The organism is Phascolarctobacterium succinatutens CAG:287 (genome assembly GCF_000434895.1).
GTDB lineage: Bacteria > Bacillota > Negativicutes > Acidaminococcales > Acidaminococcaceae > Phascolarctobacterium_A > Phascolarctobacterium_A succinatutens_A.
Genome location: NZ_FR892810.1, coordinates 26318 through 51763 on the forward strand (window position 1 = coordinate 26318; position 25446 = coordinate 51763).

At 46.9% G+C, this 25446-nt stretch carries 26 protein-coding genes and 2 tRNA genes; all 28 read right to left on the minus strand.

The features are described from left to right. Positions 1–29 precede the first annotated feature (29 nt). A complete protein-coding gene (locus BN587_RS08300; RefSeq protein WP_021720663.1) occupies positions 30–1181 on the minus strand; it encodes an AAA family ATPase in 1152 nt (383 codons plus the stop codon). A gap of 389 nt (positions 1182–1570) precedes the next feature. Continuing rightward, a tRNA-Ser gene (locus tag BN587_RS08305) sits at positions 1571–1662 on the minus strand. A 66-nt stretch (positions 1663–1728) separates the two neighbouring features. Then, a tRNA-Ser gene (locus BN587_RS08310) sits at positions 1729–1818 on the minus strand. Positions 1819–1887: 69 nt separating this feature from the next. After that, the gene (locus BN587_RS08315) at positions 1888–2520 is read right to left on the minus strand and encodes a cyclodeaminase/cyclohydrolase family protein (protein WP_021720664.1); all 633 of its coding nucleotides are present in this window, start codon (positions 2518–2520) and stop codon (positions 1888–1890) included. Continuing rightward, entirely contained in the window at positions 2520–2930 is a 411-nt protein-coding gene (locus tag BN587_RS08320) for a hypothetical protein (RefSeq protein ID WP_021720665.1), read from the minus strand. The genes BN587_RS08315 and BN587_RS08320 overlap by 1 nt, the downstream gene beginning before the upstream one ends. Continuing rightward, a complete protein-coding gene (locus tag BN587_RS08325; protein ID WP_021720666.1) occupies positions 2923–4080 on the minus strand; it encodes a DUF3084 domain-containing protein in 1158 nt (385 codons plus the stop codon). Before BN587_RS08325 ends, BN587_RS08320 begins: the two co-directional genes overlap by 8 nt. Before the next feature lie 34 nt (positions 4081–4114). Continuing rightward, positions 4115–5206 carry an LptF/LptG family permease gene (locus BN587_RS08330; protein ID WP_021720667.1) on the minus strand — a complete coding sequence of 364 codons (1092 nt, stop codon included), beginning with the start codon at positions 5204–5206 and terminating at the stop codon, positions 4115–4117. 14 nt (positions 5207–5220) lie between these two features. After that, positions 5221–5940 (minus strand): LPS export ABC transporter ATP-binding protein, encoded by a 720-nt coding sequence (lptB, locus tag BN587_RS08335; RefSeq protein ID WP_021720668.1) that lies wholly within the window; start codon positions 5938–5940, stop codon positions 5221–5223. An 18-nt stretch (positions 5941–5958) separates the two neighbouring features. Next, a complete protein-coding gene (locus tag BN587_RS08340; RefSeq protein WP_021720669.1) occupies positions 5959–6729 on the minus strand; it encodes an LptA/OstA family protein in 771 nt (256 codons plus the stop codon). Position 6730: 1 nt separating this feature from the next. Continuing rightward, on the minus strand, positions 6731–7285 hold the full coding sequence (gene lptC / locus BN587_RS08345; protein ID WP_009144997.1) for an LPS export ABC transporter periplasmic protein LptC: 555 nt from the start codon (positions 7283–7285) through the stop codon (positions 6731–6733). Further along, positions 7275–8177, minus strand: coding sequence for a lysophospholipid acyltransferase family protein (locus BN587_RS08350; protein ID WP_021720670.1), 903 nt, complete (start codon positions 8175–8177; stop codon positions 7275–7277). Before BN587_RS08350 ends, lptC begins: the two co-directional genes overlap by 11 nt. After that, positions 8177–8857, minus strand: a complete 681-nt coding sequence (locus tag BN587_RS08355) for a KdsC family phosphatase (protein ID WP_021720671.1) — start codon at positions 8855–8857, stop codon at positions 8177–8179. Before BN587_RS08355 ends, BN587_RS08350 begins: the two co-directional genes overlap by 1 nt. Beyond that, positions 8857–9831: a KpsF/GutQ family sugar-phosphate isomerase gene (locus BN587_RS08360; RefSeq protein WP_021720672.1), complete on the minus strand. Its 975-nt coding sequence runs from the start codon at positions 9829–9831 to the stop codon at positions 8857–8859. Before BN587_RS08360 ends, BN587_RS08355 begins: the two co-directional genes overlap by 1 nt. Positions 9832–9846: 15 nt before the next feature. Further along, positions 9847–10665 (minus strand): 3-deoxy-8-phosphooctulonate synthase, encoded by an 819-nt coding sequence (gene kdsA / locus BN587_RS08365; RefSeq protein WP_021720673.1) that lies wholly within the window; start codon positions 10663–10665, stop codon positions 9847–9849. A gap of 14 nt (positions 10666–10679) precedes the next feature. Then, entirely contained in the window at positions 10680–11414 is a 735-nt protein-coding gene (gene kdsB, locus BN587_RS08370; RefSeq protein ID WP_021720674.1) for a 3-deoxy-manno-octulosonate cytidylyltransferase, read from the minus strand. Then, positions 11411–13942 carry a tetraacyldisaccharide 4'-kinase gene (gene lpxK, locus BN587_RS08375; RefSeq protein ID WP_021720675.1) on the minus strand — a complete coding sequence of 844 codons (2532 nt, stop codon included), beginning with the start codon at positions 13940–13942 and terminating at the stop codon, positions 11411–11413. The genes kdsB and lpxK overlap by 4 nt, the downstream gene beginning before the upstream one ends. 19 nt (positions 13943–13961) lie before the next feature. Continuing rightward, positions 13962–15695: a lipid A export permease/ATP-binding protein MsbA gene (gene msbA, locus BN587_RS08380; RefSeq protein ID WP_021720676.1), complete on the minus strand. Its 1734-nt coding sequence runs from the start codon at positions 15693–15695 to the stop codon at positions 13962–13964. Continuing rightward, positions 15692–16828: a lipid-A-disaccharide synthase gene (lpxB, locus tag BN587_RS08385; RefSeq protein ID WP_021720677.1), complete on the minus strand. Its 1137-nt coding sequence runs from the start codon at positions 16826–16828 to the stop codon at positions 15692–15694. Before lpxB ends, msbA begins: the two co-directional genes overlap by 4 nt. A gap of 104 nt (positions 16829–16932) precedes the next feature. Further along, positions 16933–17739 carry an LpxI family protein gene (locus BN587_RS08390; RefSeq protein WP_021720678.1) on the minus strand — a complete coding sequence of 269 codons (807 nt, stop codon included), beginning with the start codon at positions 17737–17739 and terminating at the stop codon, positions 16933–16935. Positions 17740–17743: 4 nt separating this feature from the next. After that, positions 17744–18550, minus strand: coding sequence for an acyl-ACP--UDP-N-acetylglucosamine O-acyltransferase (gene lpxA, locus BN587_RS08395; RefSeq protein WP_021720679.1), 807 nt, complete (start codon positions 18548–18550; stop codon positions 17744–17746). 176 nt (positions 18551–18726) lie between these two features. Continuing rightward, on the minus strand, positions 18727–19173 hold the full coding sequence (gene fabZ, locus BN587_RS08400; protein WP_021720680.1) for a 3-hydroxyacyl-ACP dehydratase FabZ: 447 nt from the start codon (positions 19171–19173) through the stop codon (positions 18727–18729). A gap of 3 nt (positions 19174–19176) precedes the next feature. Further along, positions 19177–20025, minus strand: coding sequence for a UDP-3-O-acyl-N-acetylglucosamine deacetylase (gene lpxC, locus BN587_RS08405; RefSeq protein ID WP_021720681.1), 849 nt, complete (start codon positions 20023–20025; stop codon positions 19177–19179). A gap of 21 nt (positions 20026–20046) precedes the next feature. Next, entirely contained in the window at positions 20047–20937 is an 891-nt protein-coding gene (locus BN587_RS08410) for a lysophospholipid acyltransferase family protein (RefSeq protein ID WP_021720682.1), read from the minus strand. 15 nt (positions 20938–20952) lie between these two features. After that, positions 20953–21975 (minus strand): UDP-3-O-(3-hydroxymyristoyl)glucosamine N-acyltransferase, encoded by a 1023-nt coding sequence (lpxD, locus tag BN587_RS08415; RefSeq protein WP_021720683.1) that lies wholly within the window; start codon positions 21973–21975, stop codon positions 20953–20955. A 69-nt stretch (positions 21976–22044) separates the two neighbouring features. After that, positions 22045–22452, minus strand: a complete 408-nt coding sequence (locus BN587_RS08420; RefSeq protein ID WP_021720684.1) for an OmpH family outer membrane protein — start codon at positions 22450–22452, stop codon at positions 22045–22047. Between the two features lie 54 nt (positions 22453–22506). Further along, positions 22507–23427 carry an outer membrane protein gene (locus BN587_RS08425; protein WP_021720685.1) on the minus strand — a complete coding sequence of 307 codons (921 nt, stop codon included), beginning with the start codon at positions 23425–23427 and terminating at the stop codon, positions 22507–22509. A gap of 105 nt (positions 23428–23532) precedes the next feature. Then, the gene (locus BN587_RS08430; RefSeq protein ID WP_021720686.1) at positions 23533–24018 is read right to left on the minus strand and encodes an OmpH family outer membrane protein; all 486 of its coding nucleotides are present in this window, start codon (positions 24016–24018) and stop codon (positions 23533–23535) included. A 150-nt stretch (positions 24019–24168) separates the two neighbouring features. Beyond that, on the minus strand, positions 24169–25440 hold the full coding sequence (locus BN587_RS08435; RefSeq protein ID WP_021720687.1) for a hypothetical protein: 1272 nt from the start codon (positions 25438–25440) through the stop codon (positions 24169–24171). Positions 25441–25446 lie beyond the last annotated feature (6 nt).

Below are 25446 nucleotides of genomic sequence, written 5' to 3' on the forward strand. Positions count from 1 at the left end.
GTTTAGCTTCTCTTTTCTCAATCTTACCCTTAGCCATTTAGCAATTCTCCATGAATAAACGGTATTGCGCCATAGCGGCCTAAAAGATAACCTTTTTCAACCTTAGCATCTTTGCGTATTGAAAAATCATAAAGAGAAAATAAATCCGTAGCTGCTGTCAAATTATCTTTTTCTGTAAACCATATCTGATCTCTACGAAGAATATCTAAATCAAGCAGATTAGTATTATGAGAAGTAAAAATAAGCTGTGCGCCATTAGGATTAGTATCGCTATTATTGAACAGCATTACGAGATGTTTGGTTAGCAGCGGATGCAGATGAGCATCTATTTCATCAGCCACTAGCAATGTCCCCTGCTCCAAAGCTTTCTTAATAACCCCTATAAGCTTAAAATAGCTGTTTGTCCCATCAGACTCCTCAGCCATATTAAGCACATACGTATTCGTTTCGCCAACATCATCTTGAACTGTATGCACCGTTTCTACATTAAGATAACTTATTGCTCCTTTAGACAGTTTCAACAACGGATCTATATCTCTAACCTGTAATGATTGAATACCAAAATCAGCTACCTTCAGCATAGAAGCTATCGCACTGCGATAATCACTATCCTTGAGCTGCTCTGCATTAACACCATACGCATCTGCTACTGAATTTTTAGTAATAATCTGGCACGAAGCAAACCACTCCAAAACAGGTATTACTTTGCTATAGCTCCAATTTGAAGCAACAGAAAGATATAACTTATTAGCTGATGTACGCTCTTTAAGCACCGTCTGCTCCTCTATATCGCTCGTAAAACGATACTCAGAGCAGTTGTTCCGCTCAAATATAAGTGCTTGCCTGCCGTTAGGATAATAATATAAGTATTCTTCTACTACTTCCTTATCCGTAACAGCAAAACCATAGGTATATCTTATACCTTGAGTAATAAAGACAACCTCAAATCTAGTAGGCTGGCTTGGGGTGAGCTTGTCAAATTTAAAAGGAACACGCTCAATGCTCTTATGTAGCTGTTTTTCATGCGAAGTCAGAACGTAATTAACCATAAACCAAAATGCATTAAGGACACTTGACTTGCCAGACGCATTAGCTCCATAAATAACAGAGGATTTTAGATACCGTTTGCCTCTATCCTCAATCAAAGCTTCTTCATGCTCATTATCCTTGCTTGCCAGCATAGACAAGACAATTTCTTTTTTATGGACAGATAATTCTCCACGCTAAACTGAATAAGCACAATTCTCACCTTCAAAACACTTTATACTATAATTATAGAGCTATTTTTGTGAGATTTCAACGAAAACAGTATATAAATCTAAAGTTTTTCCTTTATTGTCCTGATTAATACATCACTTATTTATTAATCAAACTATTTACAGTGATCAGTAGTATATATATGATTACCTCTCAGACTAAAAACAGTATTTCCGTTTTTATTTTCTACTCACTTCGATTAGATACTATATTCGGGAAATTATCAACGGATTTTTCGTTTTTATTTTCTACTATCTCTTATTCTGGCAAACAAAAAAGCTCTCAGATTTCTCTGAGAGCCGATTGCCATAGTTGGCGGAGTGGGTGGGATTCGAACCCACGCACGGGGTAAACCGTCTAACGATTTAGCAAACCGTCCTCTTCAGCCAGCTTGAGTACCACTCCATTAGACTACTTGTTTATTATAACAGATTCTTATCTAAATTGCAAGACCCTATTATAATTTTTTAATGGCGGAAAGGGTGGGATTCGAACCCACGGAAGGCTTGCACCTTCGCTAGTTTTCAAGACTAGAGCCTTCAACCACTCGGCCACCTTTCCATCAGAATTTTATTATACTTTAAAAACACGCTTACGTCAAGTACTTCTACCGCACCGAGCAATAAAGCCTTATTGCAACGCTTTATCCGTTACTGCAAGCAAACGGTTTTCCAAAGTCTCTGCCTCTGCCAAAAGCTGCTTCAGCTCTGCTGCAGCCTGCGCATTCCACGCTTCATCCTTGGTCAGTCCCAGGTTAATGCGCACATTGTACTCCGCACAGCGCAGCGCCGCACGCGCCAACAAACCGCTGCAAGCACCGTCAGTAATCACGCCGGGGTTTCCTGCCACTACCAGCCTGTCTGCCAGCTTCAGGACAGCAAAGGAGCTGCGGGCAATGTTCAGCGGTACGGTTGCCGCCTGCTTTGCTGCAGTGCGGATTGCCGCTGTACGTGCTGCCTTTTCTTCGTCGGTAGTCTTGGGCAGCTTATAACAGCTCATAAAGCTGTTGAAAACAGCGGCATCATCGTCTGCCAGCTGCAAAAGACGTACACGCTCTGCTTCCGCCTGCTTCAGCAGCTCTTTGACCTCCGGCTCGTGGTCGGCGAACTTTTCCTTGCCAATTGTCAGATTAGCAACCATGGAAGCAAGTGCTGCCGCCAAAGCGCCGGCCATAGCAGCGCCGCCGCCACCGCCAGGGGCGGGCGCGGCGCTTGCAAGCTCAGTTAAAAATTCCTTACAGCTTAAATCGCCAAGCTTATTCATTAATTTACTTCCTCATTTTTCTTCAGCCATCTGCGTACCTGCACAACAGCAGCATATGCATCAAGCGGCTCCGGCGGCACCAAAAGACCTAACGGCACCAGCCTGCGCCAACCCTTCGGAGGGTTCTCCTGCCAATACAGGCTACGGGCCTCTTCCGTACTGTATGCTTCACCGACAAGCTCCGGTACCAAATCCGGATAAAGCTCACGCAAAACTGCGCCTATAGCCTTATTATTGGTACCGTTGCCCATAATAATTCCCTGCAGCTTAGCTGAACCGACAAACTGTCGCAGCTCTGCAGCAAGATTATCCGTCATAGCGATATGCAGGCTCAAGATTTTGCCATCAGCGGCAACTAATGCCAATCCTGTTTTGCTGCGCCCCGGATCTACGCCAAGATAACTACTCATTGACCGGAACCACCTCCAGCCTTACCCTTACAGGTCCGGCTGTCGTAATATCGCCTTTAGCATAAGCACGCAGAATAAAGCTGCCTCTGGTACGACGCATCGAATTTGCTGCTTCAATCATCGTAGCTGCATCCATACTGCCAACCTTACCCGTCATCGGATCCGGCAGCACACCGGCCTTTACTGCATTATGGTTAATCTGTGTCAGGAATTCCATAAGCACGCTTTCATAGCTCGAGCCGTTATTACCAAGATTATACTGCTCACTGAAAATCAAGGTTCCGTCAGGATAAACGAGCTGATTATCTACCATTTCAATATCGCATACTGCCAGCTCGCCAACTATGATATTAGCAACAGCACGGATACGGAAAAGCATATTACCCTTGCTTTTATCCAATCTTGCTACAGCATTATCGACAACGTTTTTACCAATCCAGATAGCCTGCAGAGGCTTTTGTTCATCGTGGATAACACCCAAGCGCTGCAATGCTGCTTCATTTGCATTTTGCAACAGCCAGTTCATCTGAATCATGTTTTCCTCATGCTTCAGACCACCGCGCATAATACCGGCAAAGACAACCTCACCGGCGCGGTAATATACCTGGCCTTCACGCATATTGATGATACCCTTACGCAAAGCCTCGGTGGTTTTTTCCAGCTCGTCAATTTCATTCGTCAGCTGCAGCTTGGAATGTGTAAGCGAATTTACCTCATTCTGTGCCTGGCTGTACATGTCATTAACCTGGGCCAGCTTGATTTCCATCGCATCATTTTCGGCAACTGCTTCTTTGATTTTAGCATCAAGCTCACTGATTTTTTTATTCTGCTCATCAACCTTGCCTTTGGCCTGCTCAAGTGCAGCATTCGTATCTGCCTTTTCTTTGTTTAAAAGCAGCAGCTCCTGCTGAATTTTTTCCATGCCAAACAAGGCTGTACGCGCACTCTGTGATGCTATTGCCATAACACTGATAGTCAGAACAGCAATAATGGTACCGCCGAGTACTGTAAGTAATATTGACGTATGCTTTGGACGCAGGCCAAATACCGACATTCTCTTCTTGCCTATTTTACTGCCCATTTTATCGGCAAGATAGGCAATCAGGCCACCTACAACGGCCATAATGATAATTAATCTTATACCTACCAAGTACTCACCTCCATGACTCACTCATCTAAATTATTTAGGCATTTTTCTTTTTCATCAGATAAAGACCTGCGCCTAAGCAAAGAATATTAGGCAGCATGCAGGCCAGCAGCGGCGGCATTGCACCACCCTTGCCCAATCCGGTAGTAAAGGTCATTACCGCGTAATAGATAAATATTACGATAATACTGATGCCAAGGCCAATAGAAGAGCTGGTACGCTGCTTTTGAGTACCCAGGCAGGCACCAATCATAGCAAAGAAGAAGCTTGCCAGCGGAATATTGATTCTCATAAAGATTTCGCACCATTGACGTGCTGCCGAGGAATGCTGGGATTCCAGCATACTGATATATTCGCGTAATTCGCGGATAGTCATTTCCTCAGGCTCCTTTTGCTCCCAGGAAATCTGCTTAGGCGAGAAGTTCAAAGGAATAATCTGTTCCTTGAATTTGGCACTGCTTTGTACGCCATCCTTGTCATCCAACGCAAAAACGTTGCCATCTACAATACGCCAGCTGCCGTTTTCCCAGTAGCCTTCCTTAGCAGTCTGAATGCGGGAAATCTTGCCCTTATTGAACTCTTCAATAGTGATATCGGTCATCTTGCCAAGCTTTTCATCAAATCTGTTAGCATATGTTACACGCTGGGTATCACCGCTGATAGTTTTGATAATAATATGGTCCTGCGTTGTCGGACGCGTATTGTGGCGTATTTCCTCGTTAAGGATCCGTGACGCCGTCGCCTTCGACGTAGGCACTACCTTTTCTGCCCAAATTACAGAGAACATGCTGACAAAGAAGCCAACTACCAACACCGGTGCAACAATACGGTAGTAGCTGATACCACCGGCCTTCATTGCCGTAATCTCACTGGAACCGGAAAGCTTGCCAAAGGCCATCAGCGCCGCCAACAGCATAGACATCGGGAAGGTGTAGTTGATGATCTCCGGCAGATTATACATAAATAAACGTGCTACAGTCTCCAGCGGAGCACCGTATTTAGTCATGTATTGCGTAATTTTAAACAGCATCGTGCTGGCAATAAAAATACTGGAGAAAGCAGCGATGCCGAAAACGAAGGGGTATAAAAGCTCCTTCAGTACATAACGGTCTAATAATCGTAAGCGCACTTTTCTTCCTCCTGTTACATGCTAAAGTTATCGCCAAGATAATATTTACGCGCAACGGGATCATTAGCGATTGTTTCGCTGTCACCATGCAGCAAAATATGACCTTCAGCCAAAATATAGGCCTTATCAACGATGCTCAATGTTTCACGAACGTTATGGTCCGTAATCAGCACGCCGATGCCACGCTGTGCCAGATGTGCAATCATGCCCTGGATATCCGCTACGGCGATAGGATCGATGCCGGCAAACGGTTCGTCCAGCAGAATGAAGGCCGGGTCGGTAGCCAGCGCACGAGCAATCTCTACGCGGCGACGTTCACCGCCGGAAAGCGCCTTGCCTTCACTCTTGCGTACATGATTCAGACGGAACTCATCCAGCAGAGCGTTCATCTTCGCTTCTCGCTCGGATGCATTCAAATCAGTTGTTTCCAGAATCGCCATGATGTTATCTTCTACCGTCATTTTGCTGAAAATAGAAGCCTCCTGCGGCAGATAGCCGATACCTGCACGCGCTCTTTGATACATGGGCATTGCGGAAATATCCTTGCCGTCAAGCATCACGGTACCTGCATCAGGCTTTTCAATACCGACAATCATATAGAAGGTTGTCGTCTTGCCGGCACCGTTAGGACCGAGAAGTCCTACTACGCTGCCCTGCTCTACGCTGATGCTTACTCCGTCAACAACGTGACGGGTATTATAAATTTTTACCAGATTATCTGTTGTTATAACCAAAACTTTGCCCTCCGCTTCTTAGGCTAAAGCTTTATCATCTGCGCTCTGCTTTTCTTTACCGGGCAGCGCAGGCTGCTTTTCAGGAATATAGATAATATCTACATTACCGTCGGCAATAGCCACGTTGGTATTGGTCAGGCGCAGCTTGTCGCCGGCAACGCTGTTGCCATTCTGGGTTGCTTTGGCATTGCCGATAAGCTCTACGTAACCGCTGTTATCAGTTTTGTAGACAGCGCTGTCAGCAGAAGCTGTCAGGCTACGCGCATCGCTACGGATATCAACACCGCCATAAGCATTGGCAACACCCTGTGCCATATTGTAATCAATTCTTGCCGCATTCAACACACTGCCGTCGCTGTCGGTAAGACGCGCCCAGCCGCCGATTGTTTCGGCAAATTCGCGCGCCTTGTAGTAATCAACTCTGTCAGAGCTCAGGCTTTTGCCTGCTTTGGTAATCATAGCGCCGCCTACGGCAGACAGGTCATTTTCATTGTGCACGATAAACTCATTGCACACAATATGTGCGTCATCGCGGTCAGCAATAACATTGCCGGTTAAAACACCGCTCTTGCTTTTGCTGTTGAATTTGGCGTAGTCGGCAGTAGCTCTGCCGCCATCCTGCATCAATACAACATTTCCTTTTGCCACAGCTTCACCGCTGCCCAGATCGTATTCCAGCTCATCAGCCTTAACGCTGAAATTGCCCGGAGCCGCAAAAGCAGTTGCTGTTATGCCTGCTGCCAGCATAGCTGCCGCCAGTGTCAGCAGTAATCTATTTTTGTAAGCCATCTTATTCGCCGCCTTTCTCCACTTTAGCATTACCCTTAAGCTTAATATGCTTAAAAGCACTGGTAGTTACAGCACTATCCGCAGTTGCGGTATAGGCATCCTTATGCATTTTAAAATGTCCTGTTGCCGTAATAAGCTCTTTTTCTTGATTCCAGCTTATTTTATCGGCATAAAGCTCGCCGCCGGTATTCAGTACAGCCTTAATATTACCCTCCAGGAAAAAGTCATTGCTCTTCATGCCGGCACTGCCTTTATCGGCAGAAATATCGATAAAGCTGCCGTCCGCACGATAAACTTTGCCTTTGATGCCCTTCAGATAGGCTGTGTTTTTAGCCTTATCGTTAACGACCTCTTCTACTGTAAACTCCCACAGCTTTTTGCCATCCTTTTCCCTTTTAACCATACTGTTTTTTAAGGAAGCATTAATCTGCGCTGTAACACCATCACCCGGTTTTACAGTTATAGGTTTATCGCCGCTCAGCATCAGCCAGGCAATAATTGCACCGGCAATTACAATGCCTGCCAATACTGACAGAATTACTTTCTTATTTTTCATCTGGCTGCTTTTCCTCCTCCGGTGGGGTGTATGGTGTATTCCAGCGATGCTGGAACCACAACCAGTTATCAGGATATTCCTTGATTATTTTTTCAACTTCCTGAGTCATTTTCAGGGTAACATTATAATCATCCAGCTTTTGGTCGCCGGTGAATTCATAATGGATAGGGTCGCGTACAATCGCTTTATGGCCATAGCCGTCAGGCTTACGTACTATAAAAATCGGCACAATAGGTGCTTTGAATTTACGGGAAAAATATGCCGGACCGTTAGGTGTAGATGCCATCTTACCCAGGAAGGGAACGAAAATGCCATCATAACCGCCATCCTGGTCAGCTATCAGTCCCAGCATACGGCCCTTCTTCATAGCTCGCGCACAGCCAAGGATTTCACTTGTACCGCGTGAAAAGATTTCCTGGCCAACGCCCTTGCGCAGCTCATTCATAAAATCACTATACACACGATTGGGCTGCGGTTTTTCTACTGCACTCAGCGGAAAACCGTTCAGCGCCAGTGCAGCGCCCAGCCATTCCCAGTTATCCATATGGCAGGCCAGCATAACAACGCCATGCTTCTCCTTAAGCGCATCCCACAGGACCTCCGGACGGTCAAAGGTTACCAGACCGCGGATATTGTCCTTGTTCAGTGCCGGCATGTACATGATTTCCATAAAGGTTATGCCAAGCTTCACAAACAGCGATTTGATTGTAGCCTCAGCCTGCTCCTGACTATAGCCTAAACGCTCGCGGATAGTTTCCTCAGCACGCACACGCTGCTTCTTGGCAATTTTATGATAGAGGTGGCCCATAACCTTACCAATAACCACAACTGCCTTATAGGGCAGCCAGGAAATTACGGTACTCATAGTTTTTAATAAATAATAAAGCCACATTATTGTCTATCTCCTTGTCCGGAATTAATGTAGGAATCAATAACAGACTCCAACTTTCCCTGTGCATCTAACAGCAGATCAACAGCCTCTCTTACAGCACCTTTACCGCCATCATTAATCAATACAAAGTCACACATATCAATTACTGCATCAGCAGCATCGGCCGGAGCAAAGGACAGTCCGCAAATATTCATAGGTGCAAGGTCATTGAGGTCATCGCCTACATAAGCAATTTCCTCTAAATCAAGTCTGTAGGAATCAGCTATTTTTTCTAACGCCGCTGCCTTATCACGCACACCCTCCAGTACGCAGGTAATGCCTAATTCCGCAGCCCTTCTGCGTACAATCTCGCTTTTACGCCCGGTAATTATGCAAACATCAATGCCGTTGCGCATAGCATAGCTTATGCCCATGCCATCCTTAGCATTAAAGCCCTTGAACAGCTCACCGTCATTGCCCATGTAAATTGTGCCATCAGTCAGCACGCCATCTACATCAAGAGCCAGCATACGAATCCCTTGTGCTGCATCAGCAAACTCTTCCATGAACTCATCGAATTCACAGAAATCATCATCCTCGTCATCTTCATCAAATATAGATTCTATCTCATCATCAAAAGACAACATTTCTTCATGTTTGTTTTGCTTATTGCCAAAGGGAAATTCTAAGATTTTTTTCATTACACCACTCCCTGTCTTACCAGGTCGGTCATATGCAGCAGGCCTATAACCTTATTGTCTTTGTCAATAACAGGCAACACGGTAATCGGTTTCGGTTTGTTGCTTTCCATAAGATGCAGAGCCTGCGCTGCCAGCTTGTCTTCGGTAATTGTTTTCGGAGATTTCGTCATCAGCTCGCAAACAGGACGCTGCAGGAAATCAACACCCTTGCTCAGACCGCGGCGGATATCACCATCAGTCAGCACACCCTGCATAACGCCGTCTGCATCCACAACGGATACAGCACCGAGGCCTTTATCGGTAATAACAAACAATGCATCCTGTACCTTGGTATCTGCCAATACAGTCGGATTATCCTCGCCCTTATGCATAATGCTGCCTACAGTCAAAAGCAGCTTGCGTCCCAGGCTGCCGCCCGGATGGAAGATAGCAAACTGGCTTGCGGTAAAGTTATGCTTTTTAAGCAGCGCCAAGGCCAGCGCATCGCCGTAGGCCAGCGCTGCAGTCGTGCTGCTCGTCGGAGCAAGACCAAGCGGACAAGCCTCCTTGCTGACACCAACATCAAGTACCACGTCAGCATTTTTGCCTAAGGTAGAATCAGGCTTGCCGACCATAGCGATAATCTTGGCACCAATGCGGCGCAAAGACGGCAGGATATTCAAAACCTCACCGGTTTCACCGCTGTTGGAAAGCGCAATAACAACATCGCTTTCGGTAACCATGCCCAGGTCACCGTGAATGCCCTCTGCAGGATGCAGATAAAAGGACGGTGTACCTGTGCTGGCTAAGGTTGCTGCCATTTTGCGGCCAATCAGACCGGATTTGCCCATACCGGTAATAACAGTACGGCCCTGGCAATCTAAAATCAGTTTTACTGCCGCAGCGAAATTTTCATCTACACGCGGCACCAGCTCTAAAACTGCTTCTGCCTCCATGCGCAAAACATCCTGTGCATGCTTTAGCATTGCTTCCATGTTCTCACCCTACCTTTAGCCACGTACAATCTTGTCAATGGCAAGTACGTCGGTCAATAATTTTTCCAGATTATCCAGCTTAACCATGTTTGGACCATCGCTCAATGCTTCTGCCGGATTATCATGCACCTCTAAGAAAAGAGCATCGATGCCAACAGCAGCAGCAGCACGTGCCATATGCGGAACATATTGGCTCTGACCACCGCTGGAGGTACCCTGACCGCCAGGAATCTGTACGCTGTGAGTAGCATCCATAACTACGGGATAACCAAGCTCACGCATAATGGCCAGACCACGCATATCGGTTACCAATGTGTTGTAGCCGAAGCTTGCACCGCGCTCGGTCAGCATAATGTTATGATTGCCTGCTTCCTCAACCTTTTTGATAACATTCTTCATGTCCCAAGGTGCGAGGAACTGGCCTTTTTTTACATTAACAGTCTTGCCGGTTTTGGCAGCTGCATAAACCAAATCAGTCTGACGGCACAGGAAAGCCGGGATTTGCAGAATATCTACAACCTCGGCAGCCTTATCAGCCTGCCAGGGCTCGTGGATATCGGTTACTACAGGAACGCCCAGATCCTTTTTAATCTGTGCCAGAAGCTTTAAGCCCTCTTCAATGCCGGGTCCGCGGAAAGAAGCATAAGAGGAACGGTTAGCCTTATCAAAGGAAGCCTTAAATACATAGGGAATGCCCAGCTTGTCGCAGATTGCTTTTGTACGCTGACCAATCATCAGGCTGCGCTCATAGCCTTCGAGCACGCAGGGACCTGCCATCAGCATCAGGGGATGGCCCTGACCTACTTCATAATTACCAACTTTAACGATTTGCATAAGTATCCTCCAGCTTATTTATTCATTTTAGCAAACAGCTCATTGACTGCTGCCAAATCCTCGGGGGTATCAACACCGATGCCCTGGAAATCGCTTTCCAGAACTTTAATCTTATAACCATTTTCCAGCGCACGCAGCTGCTCCAGGCTTTCCGCTCTTTCCAGCGGTGTCGGCTGCAGTGCTGCATATTTCAGCAGGAAGCTGCGGCGGTAAGCATAAATGCCTACATGCTTGTAAACCTTGTAGCCTTCAGGCTTATTGCGCGGATACGGCATCAGGCTGCGGGAGAAATACAGTGCATAGCCGTTAAGGTCGGTTACAACCTTTACGGCAGCAGGATTGTTGTAATCCTCCTCGTCCATAGCAACCTTCAATGTTGCCATCTGCAGCTCGCTGTCACCGGTAAAGCATTCAGCAAGACGGTCAATAACCTCAGCCGGAATCATCGGCTCATCACCCTGTACGTTAACAATAACATCAACATCAGGATAGTTCAGCGCTACCTCGGCCAAACGGTCAGTGCCGCTCGGATGGTCGGGAGAAGTCATCATTGCTTTGCCGCCAAAGCTGTCTACAGCCTTTTTGACAAGCTCATTATCAGTAGCTACAACTACCTCGTCCGGCAGCTTAGCCTGACAGGCACGCTCATAAACGTGCTGAATCATCGGCTTGCCTGCAATCAGGGAAAGCGGTTTGCCCGGAAGACGGGTAGAAGCATAACGTGCGGGAATTACGCATAAAACTTTCATTTTTTATCAAGCTCCTTTTTAATGGCATGATCAATATATTCTTTGAACTTATCCATACCCTCGGTAATACAGATATCCATGTTCAGGATATACAGAGGAATTTCGCGGGCAGAATAAATAAATTCAGTCGGAATCTTAACAGCATCCTTCGCCGTAGTAACCATCGCTACAGCCTTCAGGCTGCTGGCACGCTCGTTGATGTACTGCATTTCCAGCATACCGTAATCGTGATGGTCGGGATAGCGTACAGCCTCCATGATATTCAAACCTATACTTGACAGCGTCTGTTCAAAGGAGGACGGGTTGCCTATTGCGGAAAAGACCATAACATCCTTACCGCGCAGCTCTTCCAGATCCTTGATATTTTCGGAAATACCCTTGTACCAGTCGGCAATTTCCACAAAATTTTTCGGATGGTGAATACTTTCCACTACCGGTGCCTTGTCATTATATTTGGCAATAGTATGACGTAGCTGAATGCGGCTCAGCTTACTGCTCTGGTCGGTTTTAGTCAGCAGAAACAAATCGCCGCGACTCAGGTTTTCGAGCGGCTCACGCAGAGTACCACGCGGCAGCACACAACCGTTGCCGAACATATTCAGCGTATCTACCAGAACTACATCCAGGTCGCGTTCCAGCTGCCAGTGCTGATAGCCATCGTCCATAATGATAACCTCGGCATCCAGCTTTTCGACAGCATAGCGGCCGGTAACAGCACGGTTTTTGCCGATGATAACAGGAATTCCCGGCAAAGTCTTGGCCATCAGGTAAGCTTCGTCACCTGCTTCATAGGCAGTCATGAAAATCTTATTGCCGTCGGAAACTACGCCCAGCTCCTTGCCCCAATGCGAACGGTAGCCGCGATTCAGGATAACAACGCGATAGCCCATAGACTTGATAATTGCCGCCATCTTCTGGGCGGTAGGAGTTTTACCGGTGCCGCCGACGGTAATATTACCGATAGAGATAACGCAGCAGTTCAGCTTTTCTCTGTGCAGCAGACCGCAATTATACATAGACAGCTTGCAGCAGACACCAAACTCATATAAATAAGACATGCCACGCAGAACTGCCAGCAGCAGCCAGCCGAAGAACGGAGTTTCCGGTCCATAGGCAACCTGCATAACATATTGGATAATCGCATCACCGTGACGCAGGCGTCCGCCGCCCTCATCCGTCAGGTTACGCGTATTAATCGGATAGCTTTTGTATTCACGGGCAGGCACAGCAGTTAAATCAAGCAGCTCCTTGAGATAACGGATACTGCGCACATCTGCGCCGCGGTTCTCTTTGATAACCTGCAAGGAAGCCGCACCCATCTGCGCACGACGCTCATCATTGCCCAGAATGTCCAGCATTTCCTTCGTCAGCTCATCATTGTTGTTCACCATCTTGCAGGCCTTAACCTTGCTTAACAGTGCATAGGAATCCTTAAAGTTCTGCATGCTCGGGCCAACGAGAATCGGTTTGGCATGAGCAGCAGGCTCCAGTACGTTGTGACCGCCGGTATTGCTGAAGGAGCCGCCGACAAAAACAACATCGCCTACAGCATAAATACGTCCCAGCTCACCGATTGTATCAATAATCAGCAAAGGATATTCCTTACGCTCGCCGCTTTCCTCCAGCATTTTGGAACGGAAGCCTGTTTCATAGCCGTAATGACTTGCCAGCTTGGCAATTTCATCTGCTCTGGCAGTTTTACGCGGTGCGATAATCAAACGCGCATGAGGATATTTTTCACGGATAGCCTTAAAGGATTCAAGCAGTACCTTTTCTTCACCCGGATGCGTAGAACCGGCAACGATAATAGGATAATTCTCCTTCAAGCCAAGCTCAAAGCGATATTTTGCCAAATCCTCCGGCGTAACCTCGGCGTAGGTCTGGTCAAACTTGGTATTGCCGGTAACAAAGATTTTGCTGCGGTCAGCACCAAGATGCGCAATATAGTCGGCATCAATGCTGGACTGCATGCAGAAGCGGGTTACGGTATTGAGCATATCATCCCAAATACCATAAAGATATTTGTAGTTTTTAACGGATTTTTCGGAAATACGGCCATTTACCATCATTACGGGAATATGGCGTTCGCGGATAGCACGCAGGAAGTTAGGCCACAGCTCGGTTTCTACCGGCATGAATACACCTGGATGAATACGCTTGACCAAGGATTCTGCGACAAACGGTAAATCCAGCGGGAAGTAGATGATAGCATCTGCTTCAGGAATAATTTGTTTAGCCATGTTATAGCCGCCTACGGTAAAAGCAGATACCAGCACCGGACGCTCCGGCATTTCCTTGCGGATTTGTTTAACCAGCGGACTGGTGGCAACAATTTCACCTACGGACGCACCATGAATCCAAACACAGTCCTTGCCGATAACCTTAGCGATTTCCTTTTCATCTACACAGCCCAGACTCTGCTTAAAGCGCAAAGCGAAGCCTTTTTCTGTAAACAGGCGGTAAGTGTAATAGGGGACAATAAAAATTACCAACACTATTAAAATAAGAATATTGTAGAGTATATACATTTACTAACCTCTTTTCGCCTTACTTGGCTTCCTTGCTGCGATACTGAATCTTATACAGATGCGCGTACAGCCCGTCCATAGCCATTAGCTCATCATGGTTACCTTGCTCGATAAGCTGGCCCTTTTCCAGAACCATAATCTTATCGGCATTTTTAATCGTTGAAAGACGATGCGCAATAACAAAGGATGTTCTGCCTACCATCAGGCGGTCCAGAGCCTCCTGTACCACGCGCTCGCTTTCCGTATCTAGTGCAGAGGTTGCCTCGTCGAGAATCAGAATCTGCGGGTTTTTCAATATTGCCCGGGCAATGGAAATACGCTGACGCTGGCCACCGGAAATATTCATGCCACGGTCACCCAGCATTGTTTCGTATCCATCAGGCAATTGCATAATAAAGTCGTGGGCATTAGCAGCCTTTGCTGCTGCCTCTACCTCCTCACGAGTCGCATCAAGGCGGCCGTAAAGAATGTTATCATAAACAGAGCCGTTGAACAGCACTGTTTCCTGCGGTACGATACCAACCTGCTCACGCAGGGAATCAAGCGTAACCTTGCGGATATCCTGACCGTCAATCGTAATGCTGCCGTTAATCGCATCGTAGAACCGCGGCAACAGGCTGGCTACGGTAGATTTACCAGCACCGGAAGGACCGACAAAGGCAACCATTTCGCCTGGCTTAACCTCAAAGGAAACATGGCTCAGCACCTCTTCGTTTTCGTTGTAAGCAAAGCTTACATCATTGAAGCGTACATCACCCTTCACCTTCGGCAGAGCTTTGGCATCAGGTGCATTTTTAATATCTTCCGGTAAATCAAGTACGTCAAAAACACGCTGCGCTGCAGCCAATGCCTTCTGAATATTGCCGATAACGCGGCTCAAACGTTTAATCGGGTTAGAAATATTAACAGCATAGGTCAGGAAGGCTACCAGAGAGCCTGCGGTGATACTGCCATTGATAACGCTGTTGCCGCCGTACCAGAGAATAATGGAAACGCCGACAGCCGCAACAAATTCAATCGTCGGAGTAAGCGTTGAGGAAAGCTGTGCATACTTCATATTAGCACGGAAGTTGTTCATATTTTCCTTGTCAAAACGGTCCACTTCATAGCCTTCACGCACAAAGGATTTGATTACGCGCGGAGAGGAAGCAACCTCCTGCAGTACAGAGGTAATATCAGCAGCAGCCTCCTGAATACGACTACCGGATTTACGGATGCGTTTGCCAAAACTGTCGATAAAGAAGAGTACCACCGGAAAGGTTGCAAAGGTTACAAGAAACAGCTTCCAGTCCAAATAAATCATCATGACAATAGAAGCTACCAAAATCACTGTTTCAGTAATCATTTCCACAACGTTGTCCACCATCGCAGATTGCAATGCACTTACGTCGTTGGTCACATAGCTCATAATCGTACCGGTTTTATGCTTGTCGTAAAAGCTCATGCTCAGGCGCTGCAGCTTTTCAAAAACGGCCTTACGGATATCAATAATCACGCGCTGACCGACATAGTTCATCAGATAGCTCTGACCATAATAAGCAATACCACGAATAACAAATACAACAATAATGCTTAATACTATCCAATTCAGCATAGTTGTATTTTTTTCACTCAACACCTGGTCAACCATATCCTTGATAACAAACGGCAAATAAGCTGTACCACCTGCAGCAATAATAGTACAAATTCCAGCTGCCAAGCCTCGTTTCCAATATGGTTTAATATATTTCAATGCTCGAAAGTATAAATTCATTTTCTCTCCTCAGTCATTTTTAAGATTAATTGAGCGACACGATTTACCGCACCGGGTTCACCAAGTCTGTGCTTCATATATGACAAATCGCTTTGCATCTGTGCCTGACGCTCAGGCTGCAACAGCTCTACTGCAGTTTTCGCTAATTTTTCCGGGGTGAAGTCCTCCTGCAGCAGCTCCGGCATAATTGTTCTGCCGGCTACGATATTAGGTAAGCCGATATTGGGAATGTTAATTACCAGACGCGCTATAAATGCATTCAGTGCCGATGTACGATAGACAATCACGCTCGGCAGTCCGCATAAAGCAGCCTCCAGCGTTACTGTGCCGCTGGTTGCCAGCGCCAGGTCCGCCACACTGAACAAATCATAGTTATGGCCTTCGGTAATTTTCACCTCAATGCCATACGCCGCAATTTTTTCCTGCAGCATGAGCAGCGGAATAGTATTGGCACGCGGCATAACAAACTGCACATCTGGCATTTGCTTCTGTAAAAGCTTGGCGCCTGCCAGCAGCGTCGGCAGCATTTTTTCAATTTCCATCAGACGGCTGCCGGGCATCAGCAGCACCAGCTTTTTGCCGGGCTGCTTGCCGGCCCAGGCTTCAGCCTCGGCCTTTGTCATTGTAGGATGTACAATATCCAGCAGCGGATGACCTACAAACTCTACGGGAGCACCTGCTTCCTTATACACATCGTATTCAAAAGGAAAGATGCAGGCAACCTTATCCACTATTTTCGCAACCTTTTTGGCACGGCCCTTGTTCCAGGCCCATGCCGACGGAGCAATATATGATACAACGGGAATTCCTTTATCATGAGCCAGCTTAGCCAGCTTCATATTAAAACCGGGGTAATCGACAACCACTAGACAGTCCGGCTTGCGTTCGTCCATAATGCGCGCAAAATCACTGCGCAGGCGGAATAAATCCGGCAGCTTGCGGATAACCTCCACAAAGCCCATTACGCCATGGTCCTTAATGTCCCACAGCACCTCGCCGCCAGCCTGACGCAGAGCGTCGCCGCCCATGCCAAAGACCTCAGCCTTGCTATCAAGTTTTTTTATAGCAGCAGTCACAGCAGCTGCATGGATATCGCCAGAGGCTTCTCCGGCAGATATTAATATTTTCGCCATGATGTCTCCTTGCATTTACCTATATATATTCAGTATATATTATAACACAAAAAGCGGCTGACATAAGCTATCAGCCGCTAAGAAATACGAAATTTTTACGATATTTATTTTACAAGAATGGTAATATTGTGCTCATCTGCCAGCGCAATCACCTTTTCGCGCTCCGGAATGATAGTATTACCTGCTTCAATGATAGCTCCGGTAGCACCGGCATGAATCATAGATTCAATCGTTGTCGTACCAAAACCGGGAATATCAAAGCGTTGATCCTGCTTCGGCTTGGCAGCCTTGGCTACAATCACACCGCCCTTGCCTAAAAAACCGCCGCGCAAAATGCAGGCATCAGTGCCTTCAATTGCTTCTACTGCCATCACAGCACGATTTTTTACAACTACGGTCTGACCAATATCAAGTCCGCCGATAGCCTTCGCCATCTCAAAGCCAAATTCCATATCCGCAAGCTCTGCCTCTGTAGGCTTACGCTTTGTCAGAACGCCAGGCTGTGGCAAAAGCGGTTTGATCAGCAAGGTCTGATCCATAACCTCAATGCCTTCGTCCTCCAGCTCCTTAACAATCGCATTCATGATAGTATCATCCTTACGGTTCGGAATAGTAGCTAAAATTTTTATCGCCCGCAGATCAGGAACAATCCTGCCTGCTTTGTACAAAACTTCCTTTGTTACCTTACCGATCATGGTGACCTTGGTAACCTTATTTTTTTTCAGCGTAGAAATAATCTTGCCAATTTTGCCGATGTTGATATCGTAATAAGCATCAACACTGCCAGGCAGCTCCTCGTCAATCCCGGGAACAACACCTACAGCGACAACATGGTAACCCAGCTCCTTTGCCGAGCGTGCTACCTCTACCGGCAGATGTCCGACACCTGAAAGTACGCCCAGCACCTCCATAGCCTTAGCCTCTGCGTGTACGGATAATACCGCGTTCAACATTGCGCAGGAAACGCAGCAGATGTTCCATCGGCTCGGAGCTTGTCAGCTCCTGCTCCATAGTGCTGATTGCCTCCTGCAGTGGCAGGCCGCTGCGATAAAGAATGCGGAAAGCCTTTTTCAGCTCGCTGCGCTCTTCTACCGGCATACCGGCACGGGAAAGACCAACGCTGTTCAGGCCGGAAACAAAGGCAGGATCACCGGCGCAGATCATGAACGGAGGAACATCCTGGGTTACACGTGCCATACCGCCAATCATTGCGTTACGGCCAATCTTGCAGAACTGGTGTACTGCAGACAAGCCGCCGATAACGGCACGGTCCTCAACGATAACGTGGCCTGCAAGCGTAGCAACATTGGACATGATAACATTATTGCCTACAATGCAGTTATGCGCTACATGGGTATAGGCCATCATCAGGATATTGTTGCCGATACGGGTTTCGTTGCCTTCGCCGCATGCACGATGAACAGTGCAACATTCACGGAAGCTGCCGCCATCCCCGATAATGGTATAGCTTTTTTCACCTACAAATTTTAAATCCTGCGGTACTGCGCCAATAGAGCAGCCCGGGAAAAAGTGGCAATTCTTGCCGATTTTAGTATATGGATGGATAGTCACATGTGCGCCAATCACGCAGCCGTCGCCAATCTCCGTATCTTCGTCGATAACAGCATAAGGACCTACGCTAACGTCCTTGCCGATTTTAGCAGACGGATGAATGATTGCAGTTTCATGGATACCACTAGTTGGCATAATAACCGAACTCATTATTTTCACTCCCCAAACAAGATGTTAATCAAGCAATTAAATATAAATATAATACTATAATCACAGGTATCCACGATTTTTAACATTACAAAAATCACAGTTAAATGAAATTAGCATTAATTTTAGCTGTATTGCTCGCTTATTCTACCAATTACAGCTTTTTTGTATTTTGCTGATTAATTTTCTTTCGGGTCCATAATAGCAAAGGTGCAATCGCATTCGCAGGCAACCTTGCCGTCAACCTTACCCTCGCAATGAATGATACCCATGCTGCCGCGCATAATTTTAGTTACCTCAGCGGTGGTTACAACCTGGTCACCGGGCACAACCTGCTTGCGGAAGCGCACATTGTCTATTTTAGCGAAAACAGCAATCTTGCCGCGGTTTTCTTCCGGATACAGCATAGCAACGCCGCCAACCTGAGCCATAGCCTCAATCAGCAGAACGCCGGGCATAATCGGTTCATTAGGGAAATGACCTAAGAACTGCATTTCATTAGCGGTAATATTTTTAATACCTACTGCGCGCTTCATAGGCTCAACTTCCAGAATGCGGTCAACCAAAAGCATCGGATAACGATGCGGCAGAATCTTTTTAATTTCGTTAATATCTAATACTGTCATTTATTACTCCCCCTTTGTTCTGTAAGCCTGTATTTGCTTAGCGATTGCGGAATTAAAGGCATGGCCTGTTTTTACGGCAATAACATGCGCTTTAATCGGTCCCAGCAGATACAAGTCGCCGATGGCATCAAGTATCTTGTGTCTGATCAGTTCATCGTCAAAACGCGGCACAGAAAGAATTTTTTCATCATCAAAAACAACTACATTCTCTAACGAACCGCCAAGTCCCAGTCCCATCTTACGCAGCATTTCCAGCTCGGAAGTAAAAGCCACTGTTCTGGCAGCCATAATATCCTTTTTAAAGCTCTCCTTATCGAGCAGGATATCGAAATACTGGGTTCCCAGCATCGGATGACTGTTGATGGATGTAAAAGAAATTCTGTAGCCGTCATAAGGTAAAATAACGATATAACGGTCATTGTCATAAACGGAAAATGCTTTATCAACGGCATATATATGACGTTCTGCCTCCTGCTGCACCGGTTCTGCTTTTTCAATCAGCTCGCAGAAAACCTTAGCACTGCCGTCGGTTACCGGCGGTTCCGGGGAAGACATTTCAATACGGATATTGTCAATCGCCATCATAGACAGCGCACCCATAAGATGCTCAACTGTAAAAACCTCAGCACCATTGGCACTAAGTGTTGTTGCCTTTACCGTGGAGCTTACATTCTCCGGCAAAGCTTTTATTTCCGGTCTGTCAGGTAAATCGGTACGGATGAAGATGATGCCTGTATCAGGTGCTGCAGGCTTCAGCGTCATCAGCACATCCTTGCCGGAATGCAGACCAATGCCAGAATAGGATACCTCTTTAGCAATTGTATGCTGGTATTCCTTTTTTTGTTCGGTCATTTTGCTCCTCCTTTATCAAATTTATTTTTTTCTGCCAAACCGCTGGCGTCCGTCCTTCCAACGGTCATGCACCCAGAACCACATTTCCGGATGCGCAATAATCTCATGCTCCAGAATTGTAACCAGTTCACGGGTTACTGCGTAAAAATCCTGCTCCTTGTTTTTCGTTTTCGGGGTGTACAAGGGAGGATAAATTTTAGCAGTACAGCTGCCATCTGCATTGTTGTGCAGAAAGATTGGTAAAATCGGTGAACCGTAAATACGCGAAAGCGCCGCCGGTCCCATCGGGATAACAGAATCCTTGCCGAACAGATCAATGCGCACGCCATCATCATTCGTATCCTGGTCGTAAAGAATACCCAGAAGATTTTTTTCACGCAGCATACGGCTGATTGCCAGCAAGCCATGCTCACCACGGTTATAGGTAACCTTTTGTCCTACCATCTGGCGGAATTCATTGATGAGCTTATCCATGTGACCATTATTCTGCTTACGCGTAATGGAAAGCATAGGATAGCCATGCAGCGCTACAGTTGCGCCTAAAAGCTCCCAGTTACCGTAATGGCCGGTAGCCATAATGACGCCCTTGCCCTGTGCATAGGCAGCCTCCAGATATTCCAGGCCTTCTACCATTACTTTTTGGTCAATATTATCCTTATTCAGCAAGGGGAAGCGCATAACCTCCACGACCATGCGACCAAAGCGATGCAGGCTTTCTTCAGCGATTTGGGCCGCTCTTGCTTCATCAACCCCCAGGCATTCGCGAATGTTGGCCTCTGCCATCTGCATACGCCAGCGCGGTACAACCATTACTGCTACGCTGCCCAGAAATTTTGCCACCAGCTTGCGCAGCCACAGGGGTGAAACACACATAAATTTACTAAAAAGCTTGACTATATAATAACCTAACAAGCCTTCACCACCTACTTATTTTTTCAGCTCTGCCAGTTCCTTTTCCAGAGCCTTAATGCGCTTGAGCATATCGCCCACCTTGCGCAAATTTGCTTCCTGGCGCAGCCATTCCTTCATTGGCATTGCAGGGAAGCCACCCATAACAGAGTTATCAGGAACATTGTTGGTAATGCCGGTTTTGCCACCAAATACGCAGTTGTTGCCAATGGTAATATGACCGACAGTACCAACCTGGCCAGCAAAGGTAACATTATTGCCAACAGTTACGCTGCCGGAAATACCCACATGCGCAACAACAAGACAGTTTTCACCTAAGATATCGTTGTGGCCCAGATGTACCAGATTATCAATCTTGGTGCCCTTGCCAACAATCGTGCTGTCCACGGTAGCACGGTCAATGCAGGTGTTGTTGCCAATCTCTACATCATCCTGCAGCACTACATTACCGGTTTGCAGCACCTTGCTGTGCTTGCCGTTCTGAGTAATATAGCCGAAGCCATCACCGCCGATAACAGAACCGGACTGCAGAATAACCCTGTCGCCCAGCACGCAATCCTCACGGATGGTGGTATTAGGATAAAGAGTGCAATCCTTGCCCATTTTTACGCGTTTGCCAACATAAGCGTGTGGATAAATAACGCAGCCGTCACCAATCTCAGCATCGTCCTCTACTACCGCAAAGGGTTGGATAGCAACATTGCTGCCGATTTTTGCTTTTTTGGATACATAAGCATAGGGACTGATAACGCGCTCTACCTTCTCCTGCGGGCGGAACAGCTCCAGCAGGGCAGCGAAAGCTGCACGCGGGTTAGCAACTCTGATAACCGGACGACCATCAAGCTCCGGATCCTCAGGGCTCAGAACCATTACACCGGCCTTGCTGAGATGACAATGCTCTACATGAGGCGGCACAGCAAAGGAAATATCCTTCGGACCTGCCTCCACCAGTCCATTGACACCGGTAATGAGCAATTCGGGGTTATCATGCTCTACTGTACCTTTTAAAAACTCAGCTAATTCTTGTACACTCTTCTCCATTTCATACCTCCACCATAAAGCTACTTACGCAAAAAGCGGACGGACTACCCGCCCGCTTCAGGGTGCTGCTTATTTCATTTTTGCAATTACATCACTAGTAACATCAGTACCGCCTTGTGGAACAGCGCGCTTATCTAAAATAGCGCCCAGCTTTTTCTCATCGGAAACCTGCTTCAGTGCAGTATCCAGGCTGGCCTTCAGTTTATTTTGAGCCTCGCTTTGAATCAGCTTAGCCTTAGCACCATAATCTTCGGCAACCTTTTTGGCATCATCGCCGGTTTTGCCTGCCATATCCTTATCCATCTGGGTTTTCAGGTCAGTCATTTTTTTAGTAACATCTTCCTGAGTTGTTTTTACGATAGGAGCTTCAGCTTCAATCTTGCTCATATCAACAGTACCAAAATCAGCATTGCGTCCGCTGCAGCCAAAAGTAAACATAGATGCTGCAATCATCAAACCAGCAATAATTTTTTTCATAATTTTTAACCTCACTTAATTATAGCATGAATCAGGCCCGGGCACGTGAACGTATCACGTCTTTTTTAAGGCCTTGATTATGGCATCGGTAATATCCTCCGCCTTCATATTAACTCTAAACTTATTAAAAACAATAGTATAACCGCGTTCATGCGCCAGCTTCACAGCCTGACTTTCGATATCCTGATTGATTTGCTTCTTCAAGCTATCATTCTTCTCCTGCTGCTTATCAATTTCTCTGTCGATAACACTCAGCGCATTGTTTAAGGCCTTCGGTGCCGTATCAAGCATTTCCTTGTCGCGTTCCTCCGGCGATTTGAGCTGCTGCATAGCCTGAGCATGATACTTCTGTGCCATCTCACGCATCCGCTGCTCAGCCTGCTCTTTATAAGGCAGTACCTTGGCATCAACCAGGCGTCGTTTTTCCGCCTGCAGCTCACCAATCTGCACACCACGCTCCTGCTGCAAATGCTGCAGCTGCTTTTCAACCGCCTGACGTTCATCAGGCTTCATTTTTACGGTCTCCAGCAGCGCGCGTAAATTAAACAGCTTCAGCTTATAGGCTTCTTCAACCTCTGTTTTGCGTGCAGCCAGCTTGCTGTCTGCTTCTGCCTCAGCCTGTGCTACAAACTTCTGTAGCTTAGCATTTTCAATCTCCCTCTGTTCTACCATCCGGGTATTGAAATCAGCCTCCATGAAGCTTTGCTGGCTGAGCTGCCGCAGACTGCGCAGCTTATTCAAGCTGCTTAGCTGCGCCTTGGCCAACTCCTCCTGCCCCTTGCGCTTGTTCAGCAGATCCTGCAGGATTTTTTCGCCCTGCTCCAGCTTAGTATACTGAGGATGGGCGCTTACCGCCTGCTCCCAGTTGATAACAGCAATTTTTTCCTGCGGTCCCCGGACATTGGTACTGCATGCCGAAATCAGCAGAGCAGCTGCAATAATAGCACTTATTTTTACCAGCTTGTTCTTCTTCATTCCTGCCTCCAATAACATTGCTGTACATCCGTAAATACCGCGATTAAATTGACATTGCGCAAGGCAATCTGCCAACTTCAGAGCAGCAATGCGCTGCAGAAGCTGTTATTTTCCTGCCTGCATAGCCTTGGCAACCTCATCGGTAATATCTACACCGCCGAAAACAACAGTGTTCTTATCTACTACAACTGCCAAACCTTTTTTGTCAGCAATCTTTTTGATGCTAGCTTCAATTTTCTTCAGTACGGGGTCCATAAGCTCTTTTTGCTTATTAGCCAGACGTTCCTGAGTCTGGGTATAGTACTTTCTCTTTTCTGCCTCATTCATGGTTTTGCTTTTCTCATTGAAATCCTTTTGGGCAGATTCGATTTCTTTGTTCATAGCTTCGTTAACTTTGCTCAAATCCGGGCTTTGTGCTACCAGCATCTGATAGTTAACTACACCGATAGCAGATTCGCTGGAGGCTGCAAAAGCACTCTTGCCAACACCGCTCTGCGTTACAGAAAGCGCAAAGCAGCCCAGTACAAAAATGGCTGCAATAAACAAGGAGATCAGTTTTACATTTTTAGGGTTACGCAATTTCTGCATCATAATCTAAATCCCTACCTTCTTTTCCTCATACAAAAATTCAGAAGCGGCAAGAGCAGAAAACAACAGTAAGCTGCTGTCATCTGCTTCTGTCCCGTCTGTTGCAATAATATATCTTATTATATCAGTCTACGCTCATTCTTTCAAGAATTGCTACAGATTTCCTATAAGACGCAGGTAAAATTCCTGCCCGCCATAAATATATTCCGCACTTAGGAACTCATGAATACGGTAGCGCACGCCAAATTCGTTACGGTCATCACCGGAAAAATGTTCCGCCCGCAAGCGCCATTTAGGACTCAGGCAATATTCCAGACGGTAATTGTTGTCACCCATAGGCATACGCCGTACATAGCTCCAGCTGCTCTTGCCCCAATAATGCGTATAACCGGTGCCGAAGCGCCACTGGACATCATCCAGGATAACCTCTGCCTCGCCAAAAATCTCGTCACGCGGCGAAATAAATTTACCAAGATGCGCCTTGCCGGAAAGGTTATCCTTATCACGGCCGATATCACCATAGCCTTCAAACCAGATTTTGTAATCATCTGATTCAATCATAATGCTGACACCCAGATCCGCACCCGGGGTGATTTTCACCTGTGGCCGCAGCTGATAGTTTTTTACCTCCGGTTCAGTCATAAGCTTCTCTAAAAGCTGCTGCTCCAGCTCCTGTCGGTGCCGCTGCACATAAGCCACCGGCAAGCCGCGCAGCTTGTCGCACTCACCGGCATATTTGTACTTCATCTGCATCAAAAGCACATTGGGAATATCCTCACTGCGCAGCTCATAGCGAATGTCGCGCACCAACTGCCCTACGGGATAGATAACAACCTGCACTACAGTGCGTCCGTCCTCCTGCAGCACGTCAACAGCCGGCTTAAATTCAGGCAGCTGTGCCTGCACCTCGCTGCGTACCAGCTTGCGCAGTACGCCGCCAGCCCAGTCACCTGCATCTACCGAGGCACCGCTGATGGCCTGCTCCAGCTGAGCCTGCAGCGCCGGAATACGCCGCTCAAGCAAAGCTGCTGTCTGCGGCTCTACGCCGGAAAACTGCAAATCGATAAAGGGCTTTTCGATAACCTTGTTCCAGGGACGTGCATACAAGCACACCTGTGTCGCTTCACCTACATCAAGCTGAACATCAGTCAGCTCGTAGCCGGTAAATACCCTGTCACCGATTTCCGTCAGCAACCTGGCATAATCCTCCCTGGCTGCAGCAATTTTCACCGCATCCTTATCAAGAAACAGCTGGTCTGCGACCACCTGCATGCTATCGCTCATCTTTTGCAGCAGCAGCTGGCTGGTGCCACCGTTTGTATCTATAACCTGCACCTCTACTCTGTTAACCGGTGCAGAAAAAGCATGCTGCAATGGCAAGATGCTTGTCATTGCAGCACAGAACAGAATCTTATTCAGCTTCATAGCCTA

Coding starts and splice junctions, on each gene's coding strand:
- BN587_RS08300 (WP_021720663.1), bottom strand. CDS start 1,181: ATGCTGGCAAGCAAGGATAATGAGCATGAAGAAGCTTTGATTGAGGAT.
- BN587_RS08315 (WP_021720664.1), bottom strand. CDS start 2,520: ATGAATAAGCTTGGCGATTTAAGCTGTAAGGAATTTTTAACTGAGCTT.
- BN587_RS08320 (WP_021720665.1), bottom strand. CDS start 2,930: ATGAGTAGTTATCTTGGCGTAGATCCGGGGCGCAGCAAAACAGGATTG.
- BN587_RS08340 (WP_021720669.1), bottom strand. CDS start 6,729: ATGGCTTACAAAAATAGATTACTGCTGACACTGGCGGCAGCTATGCTG.
- lptC (WP_009144997.1), bottom strand. CDS start 7,285: ATGAAAAATAAGAAAGTAATTCTGTCAGTATTGGCAGGCATTGTAATT.
- BN587_RS08350 (WP_021720670.1), bottom strand. CDS start 8,177: ATGTGGCTTTATTATTTATTAAAAACTATGAGTACCGTAATTTCCTGG.
- BN587_RS08355 (WP_021720671.1), bottom strand. CDS start 8,857: ATGAAAAAAATCTTAGAATTTCCCTTTGGCAATAAGCAAAACAAACAT.
- BN587_RS08360 (WP_021720672.1), bottom strand. CDS start 9,831: ATGGAAGCAATGCTAAAGCATGCACAGGATGTTTTGCGCATGGAGGCA.
- kdsA (WP_021720673.1), bottom strand. CDS start 10,665: ATGCAAATCGTTAAAGTTGGTAATTATGAAGTAGGTCAGGGCCATCCC.
- kdsB (WP_021720674.1), bottom strand. CDS start 11,414: ATGAAAGTTTTATGCGTAATTCCCGCACGTTATGCTTCTACCCGTCTT.
- lpxK (WP_021720675.1), bottom strand. CDS start 13,942: ATGTATATACTCTACAATATTCTTATTTTAATAGTGTTGGTAATTTTT.
- msbA (WP_021720676.1), bottom strand. CDS start 15,695: ATGAATTTATACTTTCGAGCATTGAAATATATTAAACCATATTGGAAA.
- lpxB (WP_021720677.1), bottom strand. CDS start 16,828: ATGGCGAAAATATTAATATCTGCCGGAGAAGCCTCTGGCGATATCCAT.
- BN587_RS08390 (WP_021720678.1), bottom strand. CDS start 17,739: ATGGAGGTGCTGGGCGTACTTTCAGGTGTCGGACATCTGCCGGTAGAG.
- lpxA (WP_021720679.1), bottom strand. CDS start 18,550: ATGAGTTCGGTTATTATGCCAACTAGTGGTATCCATGAAACTGCAATC.
- fabZ (WP_021720680.1), bottom strand. CDS start 19,173: ATGACAGTATTAGATATTAACGAAATTAAAAAGATTCTGCCGCATCGT.
- lpxC (WP_021720681.1), bottom strand. CDS start 20,025: ATGACCGAACAAAAAAAGGAATACCAGCATACAATTGCTAAAGAGGTA.
- lpxD (WP_021720683.1), bottom strand. CDS start 21,975: ATGGAGAAGAGTGTACAAGAATTAGCTGAGTTTTTAAAAGGTACAGTA.
- BN587_RS08420 (WP_021720684.1), bottom strand. CDS start 22,452: ATGAAAAAAATTATTGCTGGTTTGATGATTGCAGCATCTATGTTTACT.
- BN587_RS08425 (WP_021720685.1), bottom strand. CDS start 23,427: ATGAAGAAGAACAAGCTGGTAAAAATAAGTGCTATTATTGCAGCTGCT.
- BN587_RS08430 (WP_021720686.1), bottom strand. CDS start 24,018: ATGATGCAGAAATTGCGTAACCCTAAAAATGTAAAACTGATCTCCTTG.
- BN587_RS08435 (WP_021720687.1), bottom strand. CDS start 25,440: ATGAAGCTGAATAAGATTCTGTTCTGTGCTGCAATGACAAGCATCTTG.